20 protein-coding genes are annotated in these 22,752 nt (G+C 46.3%); 12 read left to right on the plus strand and 8 right to left on the minus strand.

The window, feature by feature from the left end; all coding sequences use genetic code 11:
• Positions 1-68 precede the first annotated feature (68 nt).
• The gene (locus BLS15_RS04315) at positions 69-767 is read right to left on the minus strand and encodes a cupin domain-containing protein (RefSeq protein WP_036667332.1); all 699 of its coding nucleotides are present in this window, start codon (positions 765-767) and stop codon (positions 69-71) included.
• Positions 768-964: 197 nt separating this feature from the next.
• Between BLS15_RS04315 and BLS15_RS04320 the strand changes: the two genes are divergently transcribed.
• Positions 965-1,510 (plus strand): putative glycolipid-binding domain-containing protein, encoded by a 546-nt coding sequence (locus BLS15_RS04320; RefSeq protein ID WP_028533202.1) that lies wholly within the window; start codon positions 965-967, stop codon positions 1,508-1,510.
• Between the two features lie 151 nt (positions 1,511-1,661).
• On the opposite strand, the gene BLS15_RS04325 is transcribed toward BLS15_RS04320, so the two are convergent.
• The 4 genes from BLS15_RS04325 to BLS15_RS04340 form a co-directional block, all read right to left on the minus strand.
• Positions 1,662-2,801, minus strand: coding sequence for a glycoside hydrolase family 18 protein (locus tag BLS15_RS04325; RefSeq protein WP_028533201.1), 1,140 nt, complete (start codon positions 2,799-2,801; stop codon positions 1,662-1,664).
• A gap of 6 nt (positions 2,802-2,807) precedes the next feature.
• Entirely contained in the window at positions 2,808-3,908 is a 1,101-nt protein-coding gene (locus BLS15_RS04330; protein ID WP_028533200.1) for an acyltransferase, read from the minus strand.
• Positions 3,909-3,983: 75 nt separating this feature from the next.
• Entirely contained in the window at positions 3,984-5,309 is a 1,326-nt protein-coding gene (locus BLS15_RS04335; protein ID WP_028533199.1) for a glycosyltransferase family 2 protein, read from the minus strand.
• 483 nt (positions 5,310-5,792) lie between these two features.
• Positions 5,793-6,842: an AI-2E family transporter gene (locus BLS15_RS04340; RefSeq protein ID WP_028533198.1), complete on the minus strand. Its 1,050-nt coding sequence runs from the start codon at positions 6,840-6,842 to the stop codon at positions 5,793-5,795.
• Between the two features lie 292 nt (positions 6,843-7,134).
• Here BLS15_RS04340 and BLS15_RS04345 point away from each other — a divergent pair, with 292 nt between their 5' ends.
• The 3 genes from BLS15_RS04345 to BLS15_RS04355 all read left to right on the plus strand — a co-directional run bounded on the left by BLS15_RS04345 (position 7,135) and on the right by BLS15_RS04355 (position 10,057).
• The gene (locus tag BLS15_RS04345; protein WP_090510198.1) at positions 7,135-8,823 is read left to right on the plus strand and encodes a methyl-accepting chemotaxis protein; all 1,689 of its coding nucleotides are present in this window, start codon (positions 7,135-7,137) and stop codon (positions 8,821-8,823) included.
• Positions 8,824-8,891: 68 nt separating this feature from the next.
• Entirely contained in the window at positions 8,892-9,173 is a 282-nt protein-coding gene (locus BLS15_RS04350) for a hypothetical protein (protein ID WP_028533196.1), read from the plus strand.
• Positions 9,174-9,364: 191 nt separating this feature from the next.
• A complete protein-coding gene (locus tag BLS15_RS04355) occupies positions 9,365-10,057 on the plus strand; it encodes a hypothetical protein (protein WP_028533195.1) in 693 nt (230 codons plus the stop codon).
• A 320-nt stretch (positions 10,058-10,377) separates the two neighbouring features.
• On the opposite strand, the gene pruA is transcribed toward BLS15_RS04355, so the two are convergent.
• Together pruA and BLS15_RS04365 are read right to left on the minus strand one after the other, a co-directional pair.
• A complete protein-coding gene (pruA, locus tag BLS15_RS04360) occupies positions 10,378-11,925 on the minus strand; it encodes an L-glutamate gamma-semialdehyde dehydrogenase (RefSeq protein ID WP_090510202.1) in 1,548 nt (515 codons plus the stop codon).
• A 92-nt stretch (positions 11,926-12,017) separates the two neighbouring features.
• Positions 12,018-12,938, minus strand: a complete 921-nt coding sequence (locus BLS15_RS04365; protein ID WP_090510207.1) for a proline dehydrogenase family protein — start codon at positions 12,936-12,938, stop codon at positions 12,018-12,020.
• A gap of 283 nt (positions 12,939-13,221) precedes the next feature.
• Here BLS15_RS04365 and BLS15_RS04370 point away from each other — a divergent pair, with 283 nt between their 5' ends.
• Together BLS15_RS04370 and BLS15_RS04375 are read left to right on the plus strand one after the other, a co-directional pair.
• Positions 13,222-14,556 carry a sigma 54-interacting transcriptional regulator gene (locus BLS15_RS04370; RefSeq protein WP_090510210.1) on the plus strand — a complete coding sequence of 445 codons (1,335 nt, stop codon included), beginning with the start codon at positions 13,222-13,224 and terminating at the stop codon, positions 14,554-14,556.
• A 59-nt stretch (positions 14,557-14,615) separates the two neighbouring features.
• Positions 14,616-15,926: a purine/pyrimidine permease gene (locus tag BLS15_RS04375; RefSeq protein ID WP_090510213.1), complete on the plus strand. Its 1,311-nt coding sequence runs from the start codon at positions 14,616-14,618 to the stop codon at positions 15,924-15,926.
• A gap of 96 nt (positions 15,927-16,022) precedes the next feature.
• Here BLS15_RS04375 and BLS15_RS04380 read toward each other — a convergent pair whose 3' ends face one another.
• Positions 16,023-16,535: a DUF2165 family protein gene (locus BLS15_RS04380; protein WP_090510218.1), complete on the minus strand. Its 513-nt coding sequence runs from the start codon at positions 16,533-16,535 to the stop codon at positions 16,023-16,025.
• A gap of 151 nt (positions 16,536-16,686) precedes the next feature.
• Here BLS15_RS04380 and BLS15_RS04385 point away from each other — a divergent pair, with 151 nt between their 5' ends.
• From BLS15_RS04385 to BLS15_RS04410, 6 genes are all read left to right on the plus strand, one after another.
• Positions 16,687-17,154 (plus strand): DinB family protein, encoded by a 468-nt coding sequence (locus BLS15_RS04385; RefSeq protein WP_028533191.1) that lies wholly within the window; start codon positions 16,687-16,689, stop codon positions 17,152-17,154.
• Positions 17,155-17,176: 22 nt separating this feature from the next.
• On the plus strand, positions 17,177-17,698 hold the full coding sequence (locus tag BLS15_RS04390; RefSeq protein WP_028533190.1) for a GNAT family N-acetyltransferase: 522 nt from the start codon (positions 17,177-17,179) through the stop codon (positions 17,696-17,698).
• Positions 17,699-17,760: 62 nt separating this feature from the next.
• The gene (locus tag BLS15_RS04395) at positions 17,761-18,147 is read left to right on the plus strand and encodes a DUF2500 domain-containing protein (RefSeq protein WP_021253134.1); all 387 of its coding nucleotides are present in this window, start codon (positions 17,761-17,763) and stop codon (positions 18,145-18,147) included.
• A 120-nt stretch (positions 18,148-18,267) separates the two neighbouring features.
• Positions 18,268-19,242, plus strand: a complete 975-nt coding sequence (locus BLS15_RS04400; protein WP_028533189.1) for an alpha/beta hydrolase — start codon at positions 18,268-18,270, stop codon at positions 19,240-19,242.
• A gap of 763 nt (positions 19,243-20,005) precedes the next feature.
• Complete coding sequence (locus BLS15_RS04405; RefSeq protein ID WP_021253132.1) at positions 20,006-21,124, plus strand: sugar ABC transporter substrate-binding protein; 1,119 nt, start codon at positions 20,006-20,008, stop codon at positions 21,122-21,124.
• A gap of 111 nt (positions 21,125-21,235) precedes the next feature.
• The gene (locus BLS15_RS04410) at positions 21,236-22,750 is read left to right on the plus strand and encodes a sugar ABC transporter ATP-binding protein (RefSeq protein ID WP_090510221.1); all 1,515 of its coding nucleotides are present in this window, start codon (positions 21,236-21,238) and stop codon (positions 22,748-22,750) included.
• The last annotated feature ends 2 nt before the right edge of the window (positions 22,751-22,752 follow it).

Below are 22,752 nucleotides of genomic sequence, written 5' to 3' on the forward strand. Positions count from 1 at the left end.
GCGTTGCCATCGGGGGATTTTTCTTTGTTTGCGGAATATCTATAATTTGCTTGCCGCTGTGATCGATTTCAAAAAAACGTTCGTTGAAAAGGATAATAGGGAGGAAATCCATTTGCTGAATAAGCAGGGTGTTGATACTGGGAGTAAGGGGAGTGTGGATGTGAAGACGAGTTAGAGGAATAGCTGTAGGTTGAATGCGTCGTATCATCGACTTCCTGTTCACAACATGCTTGGCAATCTGCCGGTGGCCCGATGACAACGGTCTTTGTAATTGGGGCTAATGTATCTTTTACTTTCGCCTCATCAAGGCAATACGAATGCGCCCAGGCTGCTGGAGGGGTCAATCGGAGTATATCTGAGCCGAAGATGACTTCTGGAGTAGGTGCATCGAAGATCGCAATCAGATGCGTATTGTCTTGGTTCGCAACCTCATAATGCCACCAGCCTTGGGGCACATTGGCGACCTGGCCTGGCTTGATTTGATAGTTTAATAATTGATTCGTGAACGGATTAATGAGGCTGACAAGTGCTTCTCCTGCTACACAATAGACCAATTCACTCGCGTTCTGATGAATATGGGGTTCTACGGTATTGCCGCTGCTTAAATAGATATCCAGTAACGAGGCGTTGCCTAGCGTGTTTAATTGGCTTACGCCTAATACGTTAATGTAGTTGTTTGCATCTTTGCGAAAGAATAAGGACTGATTCACATCATAAGCAAAATGAGCATCCGGTGAAGCGAAATCAATAGAGTTATTGGTAGCCACTGCTCGTAACCTGCCTTTACGGGAATTTGTATGCCATATCATATGTATTCGCCTACAAGACGTGAGCCCAAATTCTCTAGTTGGAGTGCAAACCTCAGGTAAGGTAGAATGAAGTGGTAATCTATGGATAGGTGCTAGACGCATTTATAGATACGGAAGGACAAGGAAGTTGCGACAACATGGAAAAGGGAGGCATCATGATGACATATGATGTTATATGGAAACGGCTTGAAGGCGAAGGCCTTGAATACTGTACAGTTACTTTGCAGCCTGCAACGGTAATTCAAGGCAAAGTAATCTGTGCCGATGCGGATCGCTGCTTCGTTGAATATGAAGTGAAGTGCGATGCAGAGGGGGGAACTGAGGAAGTCGTGGTGCGTTACCACGAAGAACAGAAGTTAAGAACGCTCAGGCTGGAGCGGGATCATCAAGATCGCTGGACAGTGAATGGGGTAGTTCGAGAAGAACTAACAGGCGCCAAGGATATTGATATCGGTGTAACGCCATCGACCAATGTGCTGCCTATTCGGCGTCTGCAGCTCGAGATTGGCCAATGTGCCGAGGTTATGGCGGCATGGATCTGTTTCCCCGAATTCACGGTGCAGCCATTGCTGCAATCCTATGAGAAGACAGGTGACAACACCTATATCTATCGCTCCATCGATAGCGGATATATGGCCCATCTGCAGGTGGATGCGAATGGGGTTGCTATGAATTATGAAGATCAGTGGAAGGCATTATAGGCATTCTACAGGTACAGGCAGGGTGCTGAAGCTGGAACAAGAAGATCAGGATTAACAAGTTTCCTTAGTTTGCCTTGCTTATCGCGAAAATAGAGCAGACCCCATGCTGTATGTGGCGGCAATGAGGTCTGCATACTCTCATTCATTCACTTTACTTGTTCAAGTGCTTCGTTAAATAATTGACGATTCCATCCTTCGCATCTTGCGAATATTCCCAGACCATTGCACCGCCCAGTTCATGCTCCTTAATGTATGCAATCTTAGCCTTCAAGGCCTCCTCATCTTCATAGGAGATGAAGGTATCACCATTAAACAAGTAAGCGGCCTTAGCGGTCTCATCGAAATAACGCTTGAATCCCTTCTGATTCAAGTATTTCTTTACGATCGTGCTATAGCTCAGATCGATCTTGTCAATGTCGATAGGCTTGCCGACGGAGAAGGCGCCATTGCTGCCCGGCTCCCTCTTGACCTTCTCCCATCCATAAGAATAGGCGGGGATGCCCAGCAGCAGCTTTTTGCTGTCTACATCGTGAGCCTTGTAGCGCTGAATAATGTCATGGACGCTCTCTTTGGCTTTGCCCTTCGCATCTTTGTACAGATTCGCATTATAGTCGGTCGTATCCGACCATCTTCCTGTTAAGTCGTAGCTCATGACATTGATGTAGGAGACGTATTTCTCTATTTCCTTGACGTCGACCTTCTCGAAATACCAGTCCTGCGTGCCCGCGGCAAAGGTTAACAAGTACTTCTTATGCACATGCGGAAGTCGGTTCAACTGTTCCCTCAATTCCTTCATCAGCGCTGTAAAGTTGACGGAATCCTCAGGACGTGCCTTAATCGCACCCCAGGCATCGAAGGCGGGATACTCCCAGTCGATATCGACACCGTCCAAATCCAGTTCCTTCACCATGCTAATAATGCTTTCCGTGAACGAATAGCGATTTCCATCCATCGCAGCGTCAGAGAAGCCATCGGCATTATATCCGCCAACGGCGAGCACGAATCGAGTCTGAGGGTGCTGTTCCTTCAATTTCGTGATTTGCTGCTTAATCCGCTCATTTTCGTCCTTGTTCTCGTGGAAATAGATGTTGTTCTTATCAATTCGGGCAAATGCAATAAAGGCGATATCAATCGCTTGATCCTTCCAGTTCATTTGACTGATATCTTTCCAGATTGGAATATACACCGAAGTGATCTTCTGTTCGGCCTGACTGCTCACATTGTAAGCATAGAGAGACATTCCAACCAGCAGAGCAGCAATAAATAATTTCGTATAGAGACTGACCTTCATTCGCGCTTACCCCTTTCCACCGAACAGAACGGTAGTCATGACCTTGCTGAGATTCAACATTTTCACAAGCAGATAGCTGACAGTGAATACGGCGATAACATTGAACACGAGATTGGATGATGTCTGGAGTAGGGACGCTTCTGTTTCGGCCCTTCTCGATACAAGCAGCTCAATCAATAAATGAATGAGATAAATACTGAAGCTTGCTTTCGAAATCGAGCCAATCATTTTTTGTAGCTTGTAATTGACTCGCTCATGCAGGGTTGGTTCCTTCTCCTTAAACCAAATAAACATGGCCACAGCCATGAAAAAGGTCGTAATGGAATAGTTCCCGTAGAAGGTCTCATCCAATATCCCTAGATGTCTAGAAGCGAAGTAGGTGGCCACTGGTGTTAGGAAGAAGGAGACGATGCCTAAATTGAACAATACCTGCTTCCATTTGTCCGGCAAGCCATATGTAAATAAATAATGTCCCAAGATGAAGTAGCCGAGAAACCCTGTGAACAGCGGAATGTTCAATAGCGGGATATTGATATACTGTCCCGTCAGCTTGACGATAATGTCTGAAATAAATCGGTAACCGATGCTAATGGCAGCCCACCAGGATAAGTAATAGCGCAAATCCTTCTCACTGCATGTCTTAACAAGCTTGCTAATTAAGGGAATCGTCATATAAATGGCGATGATCGCATACAGGAACCAGAGATGGACGTAGTTGCCGTCCGTCAACAGCTTATAGCCGAAATCCTGCAGAAACGCAAGTGCATTCATCTTGCTGTTAACGATAACGTATTGATTGTAAAGCGCATAAATCAGTGACCAGCTGATTAGTGCGATGACGAGTGGAAGTACTCGTTTTATATAAAAATCCCTGTATGTGGTAATGTTCACCCGCAGCATCATGGCGCCGCTTATCATGAAAAACACAGGAACTGCAAATCTCGATACGGAGTTGAAAATATTGCTGACCCACCAAGACGATGTGTCGAAATCATTCGTTCTCGTCAGCAAATCTGCAGTAATATGCAGCACGATGACGGCAAGAATGGACAGAATGCGTAGTATATCTACATAAATGATCCGATTGCTCTTCCAAATACTCTCCATATTCTCCCTCCCAAAATGAACATGCGGCATTCTATTTGTTATATGGCCGCAATGCTGGTTGCGCAGATACAGGTATTAACTAATGGTGGCTACGCCTTTGCGTTCTACGAAGCCCCAGCCCTCATCATTATCAAAGTACTTAATGGTGCCGACAATATTCAAGTACAGCAGTAGATTACGGTATGTGAGCAGCTCGTACTGACTGAACAAGAACATATAGATATAATCTCGGAGCGAGTAGCTGCTGTCGTACTTCTTGCATAAATACAATGAGGTGATGATTTGAGCGGCATTTACGAGAACAATGATAGAGAACAGGATGAGCATTTGTGTGATACTGCCGCCGAATAGAAGCATGTTAATAAGATAGATAATCGTCGTGAACGCCGTAAGGGTTCCCAGCACAAAGCCATCGATAGCAAAAAATAGGCTGACGCCTAGGCTGAATTTCTGCGATAGCTGGGACCAATAGATCAAGATGCAGTCTACGAAAGCCTTCTGCCAGCGTATCCGCTGTTTATTGAAGTTCTTCAGATTCTCAGGGCATTCCGTATAGCATACGGCTTCAGGTGCATAGACCAGCTTCTTCTTCAGTTGATTGGCCTTCATGTATTCATGAATCTTCAAAGTAATGTCGATGTCCTCGCCAACGGTGCTGCGGAAGCCATTCACTTGAACCAGCACATCTTTGTAAAAGGCGCCAAACGCTCCAGAAATGACGACGATCGAATTGAATACGGATTGGGTTAGCTTCCGGACATAGAATCCGTGAATGTAATTCAGAATTTGGCTCTTGATTAGGCCTTTCCCCATGAATTTCTCTACGATGACGCCATTTTTCTTCTCAGCGCCCTGCACAATCTTGACCGTACCGCCAAGTGCGATAATATCCTCATTGTGGAAATATTGATTGACATACTTCAATGAATTGAATTCCAGCATACTGTCTGCGTCAAGTGTAATGACGATATCCGATTGTGCGCAGTCAATGCCGGCATTGAGCGAATCAGCCTTGCCGCCATTAAGCTTGTCGATCACGAAAATATGCTTATATGTAGTAGAGCCATAGATGCCCTTGATCGCTTGATACGTTAGCTTGCCGTCGCCCGTACGCTGAACTGGCTTCAAATCAAGGAGCTCATCTAAACGCTGCATGGTATTATCCTTCGAGCCATCATTAATAATAATGACCTCGAAGTTGTGGTAATTGACACTGTTCATTGCCTCGATGCAATTTTTGATCGTGAGCTCTTCGTTGTAGGCAGGGACGAGTACGCTGATTGACTTTTCGCTCAGGTCATTATTCAATTGCTTCACCTTGCTGAACAATAAGGGAACGATCGTATACAAGAGCTGAAATCCTAAAAAGATGAACGTTGTCACATAGAAAAAATACTGCATGTAGTTTCACTCCTTCTCTCTCTAATTCGAACGAAACATGAAAAATCTTCCTTGCTTTGTGGTGATAAAGCGAAAAAGTGTGTAGGTGTATGTATGCGCGAGATGAATAAATTTGATGCTGCTTCAACAAAGTAGGGTATCGTGCCGTGATGATGTGGTCTAGGTGGAAAAGCATTGCGGTGTGGGAAATATTGACCAAGCGTTTATTCGTGTTTCCATTATCCTCCAATCTGTTAATTAGGCCATATTCTACCTAATCACAAACTATCCTAATGATTACCATATGTAAAACCGCTTTAACTTTCAAGAAAACGAATACATCACTTTCTATCGTGAGCAGACGAGCATTTTTGTCATTTTTCGTGGAACAGTGAAATTTAGGAAGTCTTTAACATTGTGAAACATAAATGACATATCAAAAAGAGCCGAGTGCTTAATGCACCGGCCCTTCGTCATGAGATGATAGTAGATATGGAACAGCTGTTATTCTGTCTTCACAGGTTCTTGCCTCACGCTAACCTCAAGCAGATCTAAGAAGAACATGAATATCGGTACTCCGAGAATCAATCCCCATACGCCGAGGAAATGCTCTGCAATAATAAGAACGGCAAACGTATAGAAAATTGGCAAGTGAACCTTCGCTGACATCAGTTTCGGATTTAAGATATACGCCTCGATCGCATGGATGACGATGACCATAATGACGACGTACAAGACCTTAATCAAGCCGCCGATGGTGAAAGCAATCGCACATAACGGAATGAGTGAAATCACAACGCCCATTACCGGGATCAGCCCGAGCAGGAAGATCATGATAGCTAAGCCGAACAACTGCGGGAAGCCGAGCAACCACAAGCAGATAGTGGACAAGACGGTATTCACGATGGCGATGAGGAACTGTGCTTCAATGACCTTGCCAAATGAATACAAGAACTTATTTCCGAAATACTCCAATTCCGAATAGATGAATCCAATCTTGCTCGTTCTGAACTTCTCCGTAAATTCCATGACACGCTTCTTCTCCAGTACGAAGAATAAGCTGAGGACGAAGGAAATGATAGCTCTCGTACCCCATTGTCCAATATCAGAGACTGATTTCACGATAAAGTCGAAGCCCTTACTCACATAGCTCGCTAGGTCGATCTTCTGCAGCGAGTCTGTAATGTATTGCATGAACTCGAAATCAAAATCGTAATTCATGAAAGCCTTCGAATTATAGAACTGAATAATATTGTTCACGAGCTGCTCAATCTGTGTAATCACTTTCGGGAAGACACTGTATGCTCCACCAATGATGGCGAGCAGCAGTACTGCATAGAGAAGCAGTACGGTTACTTTGTAATTTACCTTTATGATCTTGTTGATCCTCCGATGGAGGAATGTGTGCAGCCTGTCCACTAAGTACGTTAAGATGAACGTTATAAGGATGAGGTGGATCATGCTTCGCATTGCAAAGAGCAAGGCGATAAGTACAAGAAGAATAAAGATGCGTTTGACACCAGGACCTTTGAAAAATTCTTTCACTGTTTCCATCGTAAATCTGGGGCTCCTTTGATTGTCACTTGTGAGAGCAGTTCGGTCCCTTGCCATATCTGTTAGAAGAGAACGCTCTTCCTTTCACTGTATTCAAGCATATGACATTCCATACGCGATAGCAAATGTAAGGATTCAATCTTTTACTGAAAAAAGTAAATAACTTTCTTACTTTTTTCTTAAGTAGGTGACATCACTCGGAAATATGGTGAAATTGTAAACTGACAAATGGAATATATTGCGCTAAGATGTGAAAGAGACGAGGCGATTGACATAAGAAGGAGAGGCATAAATGAGCATCCGGTGGAAAAACAGAATAGGGTTTTCGATTATTGTCATCTGCATGTTTGCAATTTTTACGTATCAATATAATGCGTCGAGCAATCAACTGAGCACAATGAAAGAGATAAAGGAACGAACACTTCAATCAACATTGCTCGCAGATAATATGAAACTGTCGGTCGTTCAAGTTCAGCAGTGGCTTACCGATATTGGGGTTACGAGAGCGCAGGATGGTATGGACGATGGATTCAACCAAGCCGCTAAGTATGTCTCACAGTTCCAAGCGGATGTTCAGCACTTCAAGCAGCTTCATCCAGAGCTGTCCGGCAAATTAGATGAGATTGAGGGATCGTTTAAGAAATTCTATGAGATGGGCCAACTGATGGCGCATGATTATATTGATAAAGGAACGGAAGCGGGGAACCAGACGATGGGCTCCTTCGACCAAGCTTCTGAACAAATTAACAAGCAGATGGACGACATACGGTCGCAGCAATTGGACCGTATTCAGCAGGAGATGAATGCCGTGGAGCAGGCGAATCGTTCTCATCAGTCGGTCTTATTCATTTTGCTGCTTGCAACCGTTCTCATTGCGATTACGACAGCGGTGGTGTTGACCAGATCCATCGCTCGATCTATGAAGCAGTTGAATGAATCTGCCCGTGTAATCGCAGACGGTGATTTGCGTCACCCTATTATTCGGACTACAAACGATGAGATGGGGCAATTGGCGAAATCATTTGAGAAGATGCGTGTTGATTTATCCCAATTGATTAGTCATGTTCAATCCGCAACTGATATGGTGGCGGATTCGTCAGAGCAGCTTCAGCAGTCGGTATTGCAGACCACGGACGCGACCAATCAATATTCGGAGTCGATGCATCGAATTGCTGAAGGCGCCGAAATACAAATGCGTGCATCTGCCGAGAGTGCAAGAGCAGTAGAAGAAATGGCACAAGGAATTGCAAGAATCGCTGCAACATCGGCTGAGGTTGCTGATTCCGCCCTCCATACAGAAAAATCGGCCTCAGGTGGGGATGAGCTCATTCGTCAAGCGGAACAGCAAATCGTGGCAGTTCATGAGGCGAACCGCAATGCCTCATACACGGTCGAGCAATTAAGCAAGCAATCTGCTGAAATTCAACAGATGGTAAACGTGATGACGACTATTGCTGCGCATATTCAATTGCTTGCTCTAAATGCCTCTATTGAAGCGGCACAAGCTGGGGAGCATGGCAAGGGATTTGCTGTTGTGGCATCAGAAGTAAGGAAACTGGCAGATCAGTCTAAGCATGCGGCAGGGCAAATTGCAAGCCTTGTAGGTCAAGTGAATGAGAAGATGGATGCAGCGGTTGAAGCGATGGAAGAGAGCACACGAGAAGTTCTCCTCGGGCAAGAGGCAGTGCTGCACACTAGGCAATCCTTCCATAGTATCACTCAATCGACGGAGCAGGTTGCGTCGCAAATTCAAGACGTGTCCGCATCTACGGAAGAGTTGTCGGCAGGATCAGAGGAGGTAGCAGCTGCGTTGTCGCAGTTGAGCGATCTTGCACAGCATGCATTTCATGAAAGTGAGCTGTTATCTTCCGCATCACAGGTTACATCGACGGCCATGGAAGATATGAATCGATCGGTTACGCGATTAAACGGTCTTGCTGGTGAGCTGCAAGCTTCTGTACGTCATTTCAAGCTAAGCTAAGTGACTGGCATCGAATCGGATTTTTACCTATAATGATAGAGATTGAAGGATGAAGTGAGGGATAATATATGAGTGTAACGATAACGAAAGCATCGATGCGTCAGAATGAAGACAAGACTTATATCGGACAAGTAGTCTTCCAGTTAGAGCAATTGAAATCACCGTATGAAGTTAGCTTCTTCAGCAAGAACGGGAAGGATTGGGATTACAACCTGCACTTCACTGCCCAGTCTGGTGACGAAGAAGAATTCTACGAGTTGGATACGAAGCTCGAAGGAGACGACGATTTGTTCGATGAATTGTTGTCTGCAGCATGGGATACGCTTGAAGCACCTGCAACCGACGTATAGCATATTTGGATGAAGGCAGGAAATAAGTTGAAGAGGGTAAAGGATATGATGCAGCAGCTTCATATCCTTTTATTTTTTTGAATGGAAGGAAGACATTTTATGAGATGGAATGGTATAATACGGAAACGTAAATGGATTCCAAGACATCACAGAAGCAGGCAGGAAGGTAATCATTGTGTGGAGGTGTAGCCTTGAGAAGGATTTGTTGCCTTGGCTTATTTCTATGGCTGACTATATCCTTCGTAATCCCTGTTCAAGCCGCAGATGTACTACACCGATTGACTCACAACGACCAAGATACGCTGCTTATTGGGCAAGTGATACGAAATGAGAAGGCAGGGGTGGCGATTCAAGTCATCTATATCGTGTCAGGTGAGCAGACGAAGCAAGACATTACAGTTACCTATGCTCAGCAAGCGAATGTGTGCGATGCATGGAATGTTGGAGATATGGCGTTATTCTCACTCGATAGGACGGATACAACAGATAGGAACTATAAGATGAAGTGGGGAAGTTATCCGCTTAAGATTGCAGAAGGTAAGGCGCTTTTGAAGAATGCACAGGAAGAGCCGGACATTGCAGCCTTGCAATACTATGTGAATAGCGGCGGAAAGTCATTATCGTTTGTAATTGATGGAGAGCGGGTTCTAGGCAGGTATGACAATGGTGAGATTGTTCGAATTGCGCCTAAGCTGGATCATGCGGCGCAGAAGCATACGGAGGATGGGATTGGGCAGCTGATACGCCCTCATGAATATAATCATCAAGTTACACAGCTGAAGGACATGGATCATGTGGAAAATCGGTATACTCGCGTTATTTGGATTGTTGCAGAAATTCTCGGTTTTTTGATTGCGGGTGCCCTATTACTTGGGAAGAGATAACGAAAAGCCATCAATAATGTTACCGGTAACCCTTTTTGCTCGGCATATCTCGACTCAAAGCAACTGGATATTACATGATTCGTAATAGATACCAAGTTGAATTGTTCTAGCAGGGCATTGATCCTCTAGCCATCGTGGTATTAGGCTGAAGGCTCATGGATTTCTGCACAACAGATGAGAATGAGTGCATCCAGATGGTTCTTGATCATAAAAAAGCCAGCAAGCTGTCTCTGTAACAGAGGAGGCCTGCCGGCTTATCTTGATCGTAGGATAAGTGCAGCAAATCTTAGTAAATCATATCATTGAATTGAAATTAGAGATTACCACTTCTCTGATACAAGCTTCGCTTGTGTGAAGAGGAGCAGGTAGTCTCTTCCTCCTGCCTTCGAGTCGGTTCCTGACATATTGAATCCGCCAAATGGATGTACGCCTACTAGTGCGCCTGTACATTTACGGTTGAAATACAGGTTGCCGCAATGCATATGATGGCGCGCATATTCCAGATGCTCGCGGTTCATGCTGTACACTGCACCGGTCAAGCCATAATCGGTATTGTTGAAAATATCGATCGCTTGCTCGAAGTTCGAAGCCTTGCTGATCGCCAGTACGGGACCGAATATTTCTTCCTTCATGATGGTTGCTTTTGCATCAACATCTACGTACACTGTCGGTTGGATATAGTATCCGTTGCCATCGGCAATACTGCCTCCGGCTACGAGTCTGCCTTCGCCTTTGCCAACCTCAATATATTTCATAATGCTGTCGTACGCATGCTTATCGATGACTGGACCAATTGGGGCGTTCTCCTCAGCAAGACCTACACGCAAAGCTTGCGTTTTCTCGGTGACGAGTCGAACAACTTCGTCGTATACCGCCTCATGGACAATGGCGCGCGAACCGGCGGAACACTTCTGTCCTTGGAAGCCGAAGGCAGATTGTACGATCGCAGTTGCTGCTTCTTCCACATCTCCGGTTTGATCCACGACGATGCCATCCTTACCGCCCATTTCTGCGATGAAGCGCTTGATCCACAGCTGGCCTGGCTGTGTCTTAGCAACACGCTCATTGATGCGAAGTCCAACGTCGCGTGATCCCGTGAAGGATACGAAGCGAGTACGCGGATGATCAACTAAGAAGTCGCCAATTTCTGAGCCAGAACCAGGAACGTAGTTCACTACACCTGCTGGAAGGCCAACCTCCTCCAATAACTCAACGAACTTCGCTGCAATGACAGGAGAGGCGGAAGAAGGCTTCAACACGACGGTATTCCCTGATACGATAGCTGCACAGGTCATGCCAGCCATAATGGCTAGCGGGAAGTTCCACGGTGGAATGACGATTCCGATGCCTAGTGGAATGTAAGTGAGACGATTGTCTTCACCAGCAATTGTTGTAATCGGCTGTGGACCACTGAGACGAATCATTTCCCGCGCATAGAATTCTAAGAAATCAATTGCTTCCGCCACGTCCGCATCTGCTTCTGCCCAGTTCTTGCTGACCTCGTATACAAGCCAAGCAGCATAGTCGAACTTGCGGCGGCGCATGATGGCAGCTGCCTTGAACAAATACCCTGCACGCACATCTGGGGCAACGTGCTGCCACTTGGAGAATGCTGCATCCGCAGCTGCAATTGCTGATTCTGCGAGGTCGACGCCAGCTTGAGCAACATGGCCCACAATTTGATCAAGGTCGCCTGGGTTCGAAGAGGTGCTTCGCTTCTCTGTCAAGATTCGCTCGCCGCCGATGACCAATGGGTAGGTATTACCCAGCTGCTCACGCACTCTAAGCAATGCTCCTTGCATTGCCGTGCGATTGCCCTCTGCTGTGAAATCCGTAAATGGCTCATTCCGATAATCGATTACTGTCATCTAGATGACCTCCTTAACGAATGGATACTTATTAATATGGAGTTGAGTGCTGTCAATTTGTATGAGATGGATCTGCTATAGCATGCAGGATGCTATGCCTTAAACATCGATTTGAGAACGAACCCGACGTTCGCAGGACGTTCTGCAAGTCGGCGCATGAAATATCCATACCAGTCATTTCCGTATGGGACATATACGCGCATGGTGTAACCTTCGTCAGCAAGCTGCTGCTGTGCTTGAGTCCGAATGCCGTATAACATTTGAAATTCGAATTGTGTGCGTGGAATATTGTGAGTTTGTGCGATTTGTTTGACGTGATCGATGATGTGGTCGTCGTGTGTGGCGATCGCGGCATAATTGCCGTTGGCTAGATGCTGTTCAATGATGTGGATGAAATTGCGGTCGACATCAACCTTGTTCGGGTATGCAACCTGTGGTGATTCTTTGTATGCTCCCTTAACCAGCCGCAGATTGGGTTTGTAGCGGTTAAGATGTTCGATATCCTCGCTGCTCTTGTACAGATAAGCCTGAATGACAAGGCCAACCGTGCTGCCGAACTCTTCGCGAAGCTTATTGAAGATGTCGATGGAAGCTTCGTTGCGAGCGTAGTCTTCCATGTCGATGCGCACGAAGTTATTATGACGGCGAGCAGTATCTAGGATGGCGCGCATATGATCTATGCAGAGCTGTGGCGAGATGTCCAAGCCGAGCTGAGTTAGCTTGACTGAGAGATTGGACGTAACTTGATGCGCGGCTATTTCATTTAAGGTGCGGATACAATACTGTGCTGATTCTGCTGCTTCCTCTTTGGTGGAAATAAACTCGCCAAGATGGTCGAGCGTGGCTACGATTCCACGATCATTTAATTGCTTAACCGTTGTAATCGCTTCCGAAATTTGCTCTCCCGCGACGAATCGTTTAGCGCCAAATCGCAGTCCGTATTTCTTCGCTGTGCGATTGGCCAGCCGATTCTTCGAGAGAAAGAGAAATGCATTGCGCATGATTGCCTCCATGGCGTGCAGCTTCCTCTCTTTACTGTAATGGTATTTTTACATTCTTCTCATTCGCAATACGTTCATTAGCACTGGAATAAGTGTTCAAAAATTATACACAAATACAATTTATGATTAATTATAATCACATCAAGCGCATAAAGTAAATCATTATTTTAGCATCATATGGAAAATGGGTTGGGCTCTACATGTGCACGGAACAGGTGTCTATTCGTGTTTTCGTTGCTTTTTCCCACTCTTTTTGCCATAATTTAAGAAAAAATAGAGAAGAATCGGTGATAGAATGCTAGAGTCGCAACAAATACAATCATGGCTCGAAGGCGTGTTGAAAGCGACGAATGATGCAGTGACGATTGTTGATCCTGAGGGTACGGTTATCTATTGGAATGGTGCCGCTGAGCGTACGTATGGCATTGAGCGGACTGTCATCGTAGGGCGGAAGATCGGAGACTACTTCCAACGGGAATCGATTATGCTGCTGCAAGTGATGGAGAGCGGGCAGGAAGTGCGCGAGGTGTATCATGAACCGCGTCCGGGGATGCATGTGATGATCAATGCCATTCCTGTATTCGATCAGAATCAGGAGCTTATGGGCGCCATTTCGATTGAACGGAATGTAACACAATATGTGAAATTGAGCGCAGAGATGGTCAGCCGTCCAAGTGAAGAGGGAGTGACGACAGCCTTACTGCCGCTGTCCGCGGAGAAGCAGAGCAGTCTAGGGGCCTTGGCTCGGATGAAGTGTCCGATGCTGCTAACCGGATCTGCAGGAGCAGGGAAGAAGTCGGTTGCGAAGTGGATGCACGCTCACTGTGGTCGTGAAGGACAGTTCGTCTATGTAAGCTGTAGTGGGATTCCAGCAGGCCTGCTGGAGGCTGAATTGTTCGGCTATGAAGGAGAGCACCCACGAATAGGCAAGCTTGAGCTGGCGCAGAATGGAACCTTGTATTTGAAGGATGTGCATATGCTTCCGGCTTCGGTGCAGGAGAGGTTAATAGAAGCACTGCAAGAAGGTCAATATGTTCGGTCGGGAGAGATGGAATCGAAGGAAGCCGTCACGCTCGATGCGCATGTGATAGCCTCGATTCCAGAAGAGAACGGTGAGTGGGCTGGATCTGAGCGGGATCAATCTGCTCAATTGTTGAAGGAGATGTACTATGTGTTCCAGAACGAGCATATTCCTTCTCTCATGGAGCGCCAGCAGGAGCTTCCGGAATTGTCACGCTTCTACTTAAGCGAAGCTGCGGAGAAGGTTGGCGCGGCTATACCGAGTCTAGGCGCGGATGCAATGGCGGCGATAACGTCTTATCGTTGGCCCGGCAACATGGCGCAATTGGCCAATGCGATGCAATATGCGCTAGCGTCTCATCTAGGGCGCGGTGGAGACGGGGTCATTGCTGCTCAGGATCTGCCCGACTATGCCCGGCTTACGACACTGAATGAGTTGACGCAGCCCGAACTCCCGCTGAGCGTTCATTCGGAAGAGATGGAACGAGCGCTTATCTCGGAGACGCTGCAGCGAACGAAGGGCAACAAGGCCAAGGCAGCTAGACAGCTCGGCATATCGCGCGGAGCGTTGTATTATAAGATTAGGCAGTATGGACTGGAAGGTTCATAGTATTACAACTGCATCATAGAATAGACAACTTAGATAGAGATAGGAACAGGTGAGACATCATGAAATTAGGATTGGCCTCATTCCAATGGCTCGTATTTATTTTGGCGGGAAGCCTCGTTGCTCCGCTGGCTGTTGGACATGCGTTTGGATTTTCATCGCAGGATATTGCGGAATTTATGCAGCGCACGTTTTTGATTATCGGGATATCAGGTATATTGCAGACGATGTTCGGTCATCGGCTGCCGATTATGGAGAATCCGGCTGGTTTATGGTGGGGCGTCTTCGCAGTCTACGGTGGCCTCATCGCGGCAGGAACAATATCGCTCGAAGGCGGACTGCGGCAGCTGGAGATGGGGATGCTGATTGCAGGCGCACTCTTCATTATCATTGCTGTGCTGCGCTTAACGTCGGCAATTGGCAAGCTGTTCACACCGCTTGTCGTAGGGACGTATCTGCTTCTGCTTGTTGCACAGCTTAGCGGCTCCTTCATGAAGGGAATGCTCGGAGTTGGCTATCGTGCCTCTACACATGTAGAGCTTCAGGTTGCGATTCCCGCAATTATTACATTATTGTGTGCCATGCTGCTGCCACGGAGTTCGAAGGCCTTTTTGCGCAATTATTCTGTGCTCATTAGCTTGTGCATTGGTTGGCTGCTGTTCTATCTGCTCGGCATCACAGAGCCTATACAGCCTTCTGCTTCATGGGTATCAGCGCCTATGCCATTCGCTTGGGGCCTGCCTGAACTGGATTCCGGCATCTTGATGACGTCCTTGTTCGTCAGTCTTCTTCTCATTGCGAATATGATGACGAGCATTCGCGTCATGGAGGGCGTTATGGATAATTCGGGAAATACATCCGAACCTGTCAATTATGATCGTACAATGCTGATGATGGGGGCGAATACAGGCTTAGGAGGCATTTTCTCCGCAATGGGATGTGTTCCGATTTCAGGGACAGCGGGCTTCATCATGACGACTCGAATTTATGAGCGTCTGCCATTCGTTATTGCCTGTGTGCTCATTGCAGGGATTAGCTTCTTTCCGCCAGCGACGGCCTTTTTTGCATCGATTCCCATGCCGGTAGGGTATGCAACGATATTCATTCCATTCGCTTCTATGGTCGGGTTGGGATTGAAGGAGTTCCAATCGATTCCTATGAATGAGCGCAATCGCTTCATCCTCGGCGTATCTATTATGATGGGGATTGGCTGTATGTTCATCCCGGCTGAAGCAGTTGGGCAATTGCCAGGACTGCTGAAGACTATGGCGAACAACGGATTGATCGTAGGCATGATCCTGTGCATGGCGATGGAGCAGGGAAGTCGCTTGCTGGATCGTAGAGCGGGTAGAACACAGAAGGAAGAATCGTAGGAAGAACAACTAAATTTATCAAAAAGAAAGGCGTCAAATTGGATTTGTCGCCTTTTTCGTATTATAATAGATTGGCAAAATAGGGAAAATAGTATATTAGTTCACTTCATCGTTTTTCATGGTTAGAAAAATGAGAACACCCATCATGAATGTAGTCAGTCGATCCGCAGGGAACAAGCCATTCCACTCTGAGGACATCCACATGCCGAACCATTCGCCACCGATTACCTGAAAGCCTAGGAACCACACGCACAAGCCAAGAATAAGACCCGCGATCGACACGTTCTTCGCCTTGTGGAAGGATTCTGCATCTGCATGCAAGTGGGAGAACAGGCGAAGTGATCCCCAGATGCAAATGGATGCGACAGCCGCCTCTGTGATGATAATCGCAATATAACCAATATGATGAATCGTCGTTCCTGTTATGGCGCGGTACATAATGTTGTTATCGGGAAATGTGGTGTCCATACTAAGCACATGCTTTACGAATTGGAAGTTCGTATTGTAATCTGTAATATTGCCGAAGGCGACGAGGAACACATACAGCCCGAAGAACATCACGGCTAATGCTTTGGTAAAGCGGATTAACACACCTGTTGAGAGAATCATAGCTGTTACCCCTTTTCTATGTTTTTCTATGTAATGATTTAACAATACTACTATAGCACCCATGAATATGTTGTCAAACGTTCATATTGGCGTGCGAAAATATCAAATTGCAAGACATACATCATTGACACAGGGAGAGATTTCAATCGACATGGAAGCTCATAAACTATCAATTATTCATCAATTGAATCTAGCTGTTCAATCAATTCGCGGCATCTTGGAACAGGTAACAGAGCAGCAGTTGGATTTGCAGCCCATGTCTCATAAACGTTGTTTACGAGACATGCTCGCTCATTTGACTCTCATTTGTGCGGCCGATCTGCATATTATGAACGAAGCAACACAGACCGATATGGATCGTTTCTATGAAGAACATACGCCATATACAATCGATGAAATGAAGGAAACGTTGGCAGATGCTCACGAATCATTAGTTGAAGCGATGCGTTCGTGGTCGGAAGAGCAGTGGCTTGAAATCAAAACCGCGTATTGGGGAGTTGCATATTCGCGCTTTGAGTGGATGCTGGAAATCATCCTTCATCTGGCGCATCACCGGGGTCAGTTGTTCACCTTGCTGTGTGAGCATGCGGCGGAGCCTAAGATAGTAATGTTTGAATAGACGGGATTGGAGGCATTACACCATGGATGGAACTGAGAAGATGATAGAGCTGAGATCGCTCAAGCTTACAGATGGTTATGATGTTTATGAGATGCTGCAGGGGATCGGCCCAGGTGAGAATGGCTTCGTCAATAGTGCGTACGGCATAAGAAGAGGCCAATTCCGAAGCTACCTGAGACAGCACTGGAATATATCGCAAGGGATAAATCTAATGCCGCAATATGTGCAGCAGACGATATATTGGCTGTATGTGGACGGTCGACCGGTTGGATATGGGAAGCTTCGGCACAGATTGAATGAAGCGCTGCTTGAACGAGGCGGTCATATTGGCTACGTCATCCGGCTAGATGAGCGAGGCAAAGGATATGGAACGCTCTTACTCCGTGAACTTGTTCGTGAAGCAGCGGGACTTGGGTTGACAGAAGTGCTGCTGACAGTCGATGAAGATAATCTTCGCTCACGAAGAGTGATTGAAGGCAACGAGGGCGTTTTAAGCGACACCAAGGATGGAATATGCAAGTATTGGATTACGATCAAGACGTAAGTTATCAGCCTTATCAGCCGGGGTTATACTCAGAGTCAACAGATAAAGGAGCAGGGGACTGCATGGGCGTAGGAGGATTCAATGAGCCAGCATCAATGTTTAATCTGATGTCTACGATCTTCCCAATTTTCATTGTTCTGTTTATAGCTGTCTTCATCTTTGTGATTATTAAGGGTATTATGCAATGGAACTACAACAATCAACAGCCTGTTCTAACTGTGGAAGCGAAAGTGACGGATAAGCGAACAGAGGTGTCCAATAGTCATCACGCGGATCATCACAGCCATTATTCAACCCATTATTACGCGACGTTCGAAGTGGAGAGCGGGGATCGGATGGAGTTCCATGTGAAGAAATCGGACTACGGATTGCTGGCCGCAGGAGATCGCGGGAAGTTGACATTTCAAGGGACGAGGTTTTATGAGTTCGAGCGGTATCACGTTCGTTGAAAGAAGGATGGTATCATACGCGCAGCTAGCCGATAGTTGGGCATGGAACTGGCGAAATGATGTTGAAGCAGCTATCATATAGAGAAGACAGAATAGGAACTTTGCAAAGGATGATTGTACATGTGGTGGATTGGAGCGGCTGCGTTCATTCTTATCCTGATCATTGTGATTTCAACGATTGCAGTGAGCCGGTATGCTTTCCGTCAGGTAACGATGTGGGAGAGAAGCACGCTGGACAAAGCGTTTGACGCGGTTGAAGGGTTCGGCTTGATGAGCAGGCAGGAATTCGCTGAAATGGCCAAGGAAGATGTTTTCATCACTTCGGAGGACGGTCTGACGCTGCGCGGGTACTATATCGAGCCCTATCCAGAGCGCAAGAAAGTCATGATTATCGTCCACGGCTATACGGCAAATCATATTATTGGCTCGCAGTTTATCAATCTATTTACCGAGGAAGGCTATAATGTGCTCCTTGTGGATCAGCGGAGCCATGGGCGAAGCGAAGGGACGTATGCAACGTATGGCTACTATGAGCGTCAAGACCTCGATCGCTGGGTTGCATGGGTACGTGAACGAGTTGGTCATGATGCCTTCATCGGTCTTCATGGGCAATCGATGGGTGGAGGCACAGTACTGATGTATGCAGGCATTAATAAGCATGCCAAATTCATCATTGCGGATTGCCCCTATTCGGACATGGAAGACTTAATGAAATATCAAATGAAGGAACTGAACCATGTTCCGCATTTTCCATTTATTGCGCTGTTGGAACGGAGCTTGAATCGGATAGCACAGTTCTCGATGAAGCAGGTGAAGCCGATTCGAGAGGTTGCGAACAAGGACATCCCTCTACTGCTGATACACGGCAAGGCAGACACATTCGTGCCAACACAGATGAGCGAACAGATCTATCAAGAGAAGACAGAGGGATTAACGAAGCTGGTAATTATCGACGATGCTGTGCATGCGAATGCATACCCAACCGATCGTCAGATGTACGAGTCTGCTGTGCATGATTTCTTGAAGGAAGTTCAGGATCAATATGACGAGGCGGGAGTCAATGTGTGGACAGGAAGCAATGCGAATGGAGCATGAGGTGCTGGGATTTACGCCATGTGAATTTATAAATAGCTCCAATTCATATCGATGAAATGGATGAAGGATGACTGTATGATGCAGTCATCCTTTTTTTTGTCTTCAATTGACAAAAAACGATGGTAAACATGTTCATAGAATGGAGGATATCGGCAATAAAAACCAATATCTATGTGACAGCGGTTGAAGTGAAAACCGATGTCGAATCTTTGAAAAAAATAACACTAGTAAGCATATAATTATAGTATAATATAGGCTACCACATGACAAAAAATAGCAGATTTCGATCTCCGCAATCGGGACTCCTTAAGGAAACTCACCATAGAAACGAACCCCCGAACGGTATCCTGACTATATTTCATCCTGCTGCATTCCTGACATTATTCCATGCAATCCTTGAATTTCACGTTTTTGATCGAGAATGATGACCCATCAGTTAGGAGCTTTCTTCTAATTAGGTAGGAGGGTTATCTCTTCATCTCTTCCTATTCTTATCACTTGCCATTCGCATATTGGAATTGGCTTATATTTTGCCAAGGAGGGATGCCTGCTAGCGATGAACACAGGTAAGATGAGTAATTAGGCAAGAGGGGGGATATCACCGCAGCGAAACAGACAAAAAACAACAAGAATCAATAATAAACAATATTATTCGTTGCGATTCCACAATGTAGGTGTTAGTATGAAGTCAATTACAGGAAAATCAAACCAATTTTAGTGCAGGGCATTCATCATTTTCATATGATATCGAGGAGTGTGTTCTATGAAAAGAAACATGTTCAAAGTACTGATCCTATCATTAATGGCTGTAGTTCTTGTTGCAACAGGCTGTTCAACAAGCGGCAAGTCATCCTCAGGCAAGGCCGCCGTAGACAAGGGGGCAATTGCTGACCTTCCACAATCAATTAAAGACAAAGACATAAAAATTATGGTTATTCGCAAAATCGGCGGTGATGACCATACCGCACAGTATCTAGCTGGAGCCAAACAAGAGGGTGAATCGCTGGGCTTCGTAGTAGATACCTTCTCCGCGAATAACGATTCTGCCAAATTTCATGATGCGATCGCTCAAGCGATGGATAAAAAATATGACGGCGTTATCATCTCGCACGGTGATGATGCGGCAACGGTTGAAGATGTAAAGAAGTTGACGGAAAAAGGAATCCCGGTCGTTACATTTGACTCTGTTCCAGAAGTGTCTTCGGTGAATGGGGTAACCATGACATCACAGGATGATGGCCAATTGGCAAGTCTAGCGCTAGACAGTTTGAATAAGCAGCTGAACGGCAAAGGGAATATTGTATACCTCTGGGTAGATGGATTTCCGCCAATGGTAGCTCGTAACGGAATCTATCAGCAATTTTTGAAAGACAATCCTGGTATTAAGGAAGTGGAGCGTTTCGGTGTGGCTGCAACAGACACATCTGTTCAGACACAGAATGCTGTTGCAGCGATGCTGACGAAGCACGGCAAAGGGGAAATCGATGCGATCTTCGCAACATGGGACGCGTTCGCAATTGGAGCAGCACGGGCGTTGAAGGAAGCGGGTCGTGAAGAGGTTAAAATCTACGGTATCGATGTATCGAATGCTGATCTGCAGCTCATGCAAGAGAACAACAGTCCTTGGGCTTCCACGGCGGCAGTAGATCCGAAGGTAATTGGGGCAGTCAATTTGCGCTTGCTGGCGAAGAAGATTGCTGGTGAAGATACACCTCCGAAATATGATTTGAAGCCGACTTTGATTACTCAAGTTCAATTGAACTCCATAGGTGATGCTGTCAACATGGAGAGCCTGAACAAGATTATTCCGGGCTGGGGTGTAAGCACGGACTTCGAAGAAGACTGGATGAAGGCGCTTAAGAAGGCTAACAAGGCGCAATAACAGGTCGAAGCTAGTCTCGCACAGTGACAGCGAACAGGCAAGCGTCGGATCAGACAACTGGTTAGGCGCGCGAAGCGCTTGCCTGCTCATCGTGAACAGGGGGTCAGGGAGATGGGGAAGACGAGCAAGATACTCCTGGAAATGAAGGATATCTCGATAGAGTTTCCCGGTGTACAAGCGCTTAAGAACGTTCATTTTACAACAGAGACGGGGAATGTGCATGCGCTGATTGGCGCTAATGGGGCAGGGAAGTCTACTTTAATGAAGGCATTGTCCGGTGCGTATAGTCACTATACCGGGGAAATCTGGATTAATGGTGAAGCGGTGACGATCCGTTCGCCGCGTCAGGCGAAAAACCTAGGGATTCAGATTGTCTATCAGGAAGTTGATACTGCGCTGATTCCTTACTTGACAGTAGGCGAGAATATCATGTTGGAAGATATGGTTCATGATATGGGGCCGAAGCAATGGATCAGATGGAGGAGACTTCATGATTCCGCTGGGCACATATTGAAGCGAATGAATGTTCAGGTACCAACCAAGAAACTCGTCAGTGAATTAACACTGGCGGAGAAGCAGATGGTGTTAATCGCGAGAGCAATCTCAACGAAATGCCGCTTTCTTATCTTGGACGAGCCAACAGCGCCGCTAAGTCATGCAGAGACGACTGAACTGTTCCGCATTGTACGCGATCTGAAGGCGAACAATGTAGGGGTTATCTTTATTTCTCACCGCTTGCCGGAACTGTTCGAGATCTGCGATGATATCACGATCATGCGCGACGGGGAACTCGTGACGAAGATGCGGATTGCGGATACCACCCCTGTTGAGACGATTGAATACATGTTGGGCAAGAAGCTTGGCGAGCAGTTCCCAGGGCGTGCATCTTCCATTGGAGGCATGCATTTTGAAGTTAGCAATCTATCTGACTTTCATAAGATTGCAGATATTCATATGCATGTGCGCAAAGGGGAAATTGTCGGCGTCGCAGGATTGGTTGGAGCGGGCAAGACGGAATTATGCAAAGCGCTGTTCGGGGCTTCCGAGATTCAGTCGGGACAGCATAAGCTCGATGATCGACCGATAACCATTCGCAATTCACATGATGCCGTAAAGGCAGGAATTGCGCTTGTTCCCGAAGAGCGGCGCAAGGAAGGGATATTGATATTTGAATCTGTCGTGCATAACATCTCGGCAGCGAATCTATCGAGGTATTGCAAGTGGGGGCCGTTCCTTCAATTTCGCAAAGAAAGAGAAGAGACAAGAAGGCTTATTGAGGAACTCGGCATTAAGACGCCTAGCGAACATACGAAAGTGCAGAATTTATCGGGCGGCAATCAGCAGAAGGTTGCGATTGGAAAGTGGCTGCTGGCTGATGCGGAAGTATACATATTTGACGAGCCAACCAAGGGTGTGGACGTCGGGGCGAAGAAGGACATCTTCGAGCTAATTACGAGGCTGGCGGAGCAAGGGAAGAGTGTAATCTACGCCTCCTGTGAATTGTCGGAAATCGTAGGCATTACGGATCGTGTGTATGTGCTGTACGACGGACAGATTGTGAAGGAACTGCACACGAACGATACGAATGAAGAGGAATTATTGTTCTATTCAACAGGAGGTAAATAGGT

The organism is Paenibacillus sp. cl6col (genome assembly GCF_900102125.1).
GTDB classification, from domain to species: Bacteria; Bacillota; Bacilli; order Paenibacillales; family Paenibacillaceae; genus Paenibacillus_B; species Paenibacillus_B suaedae.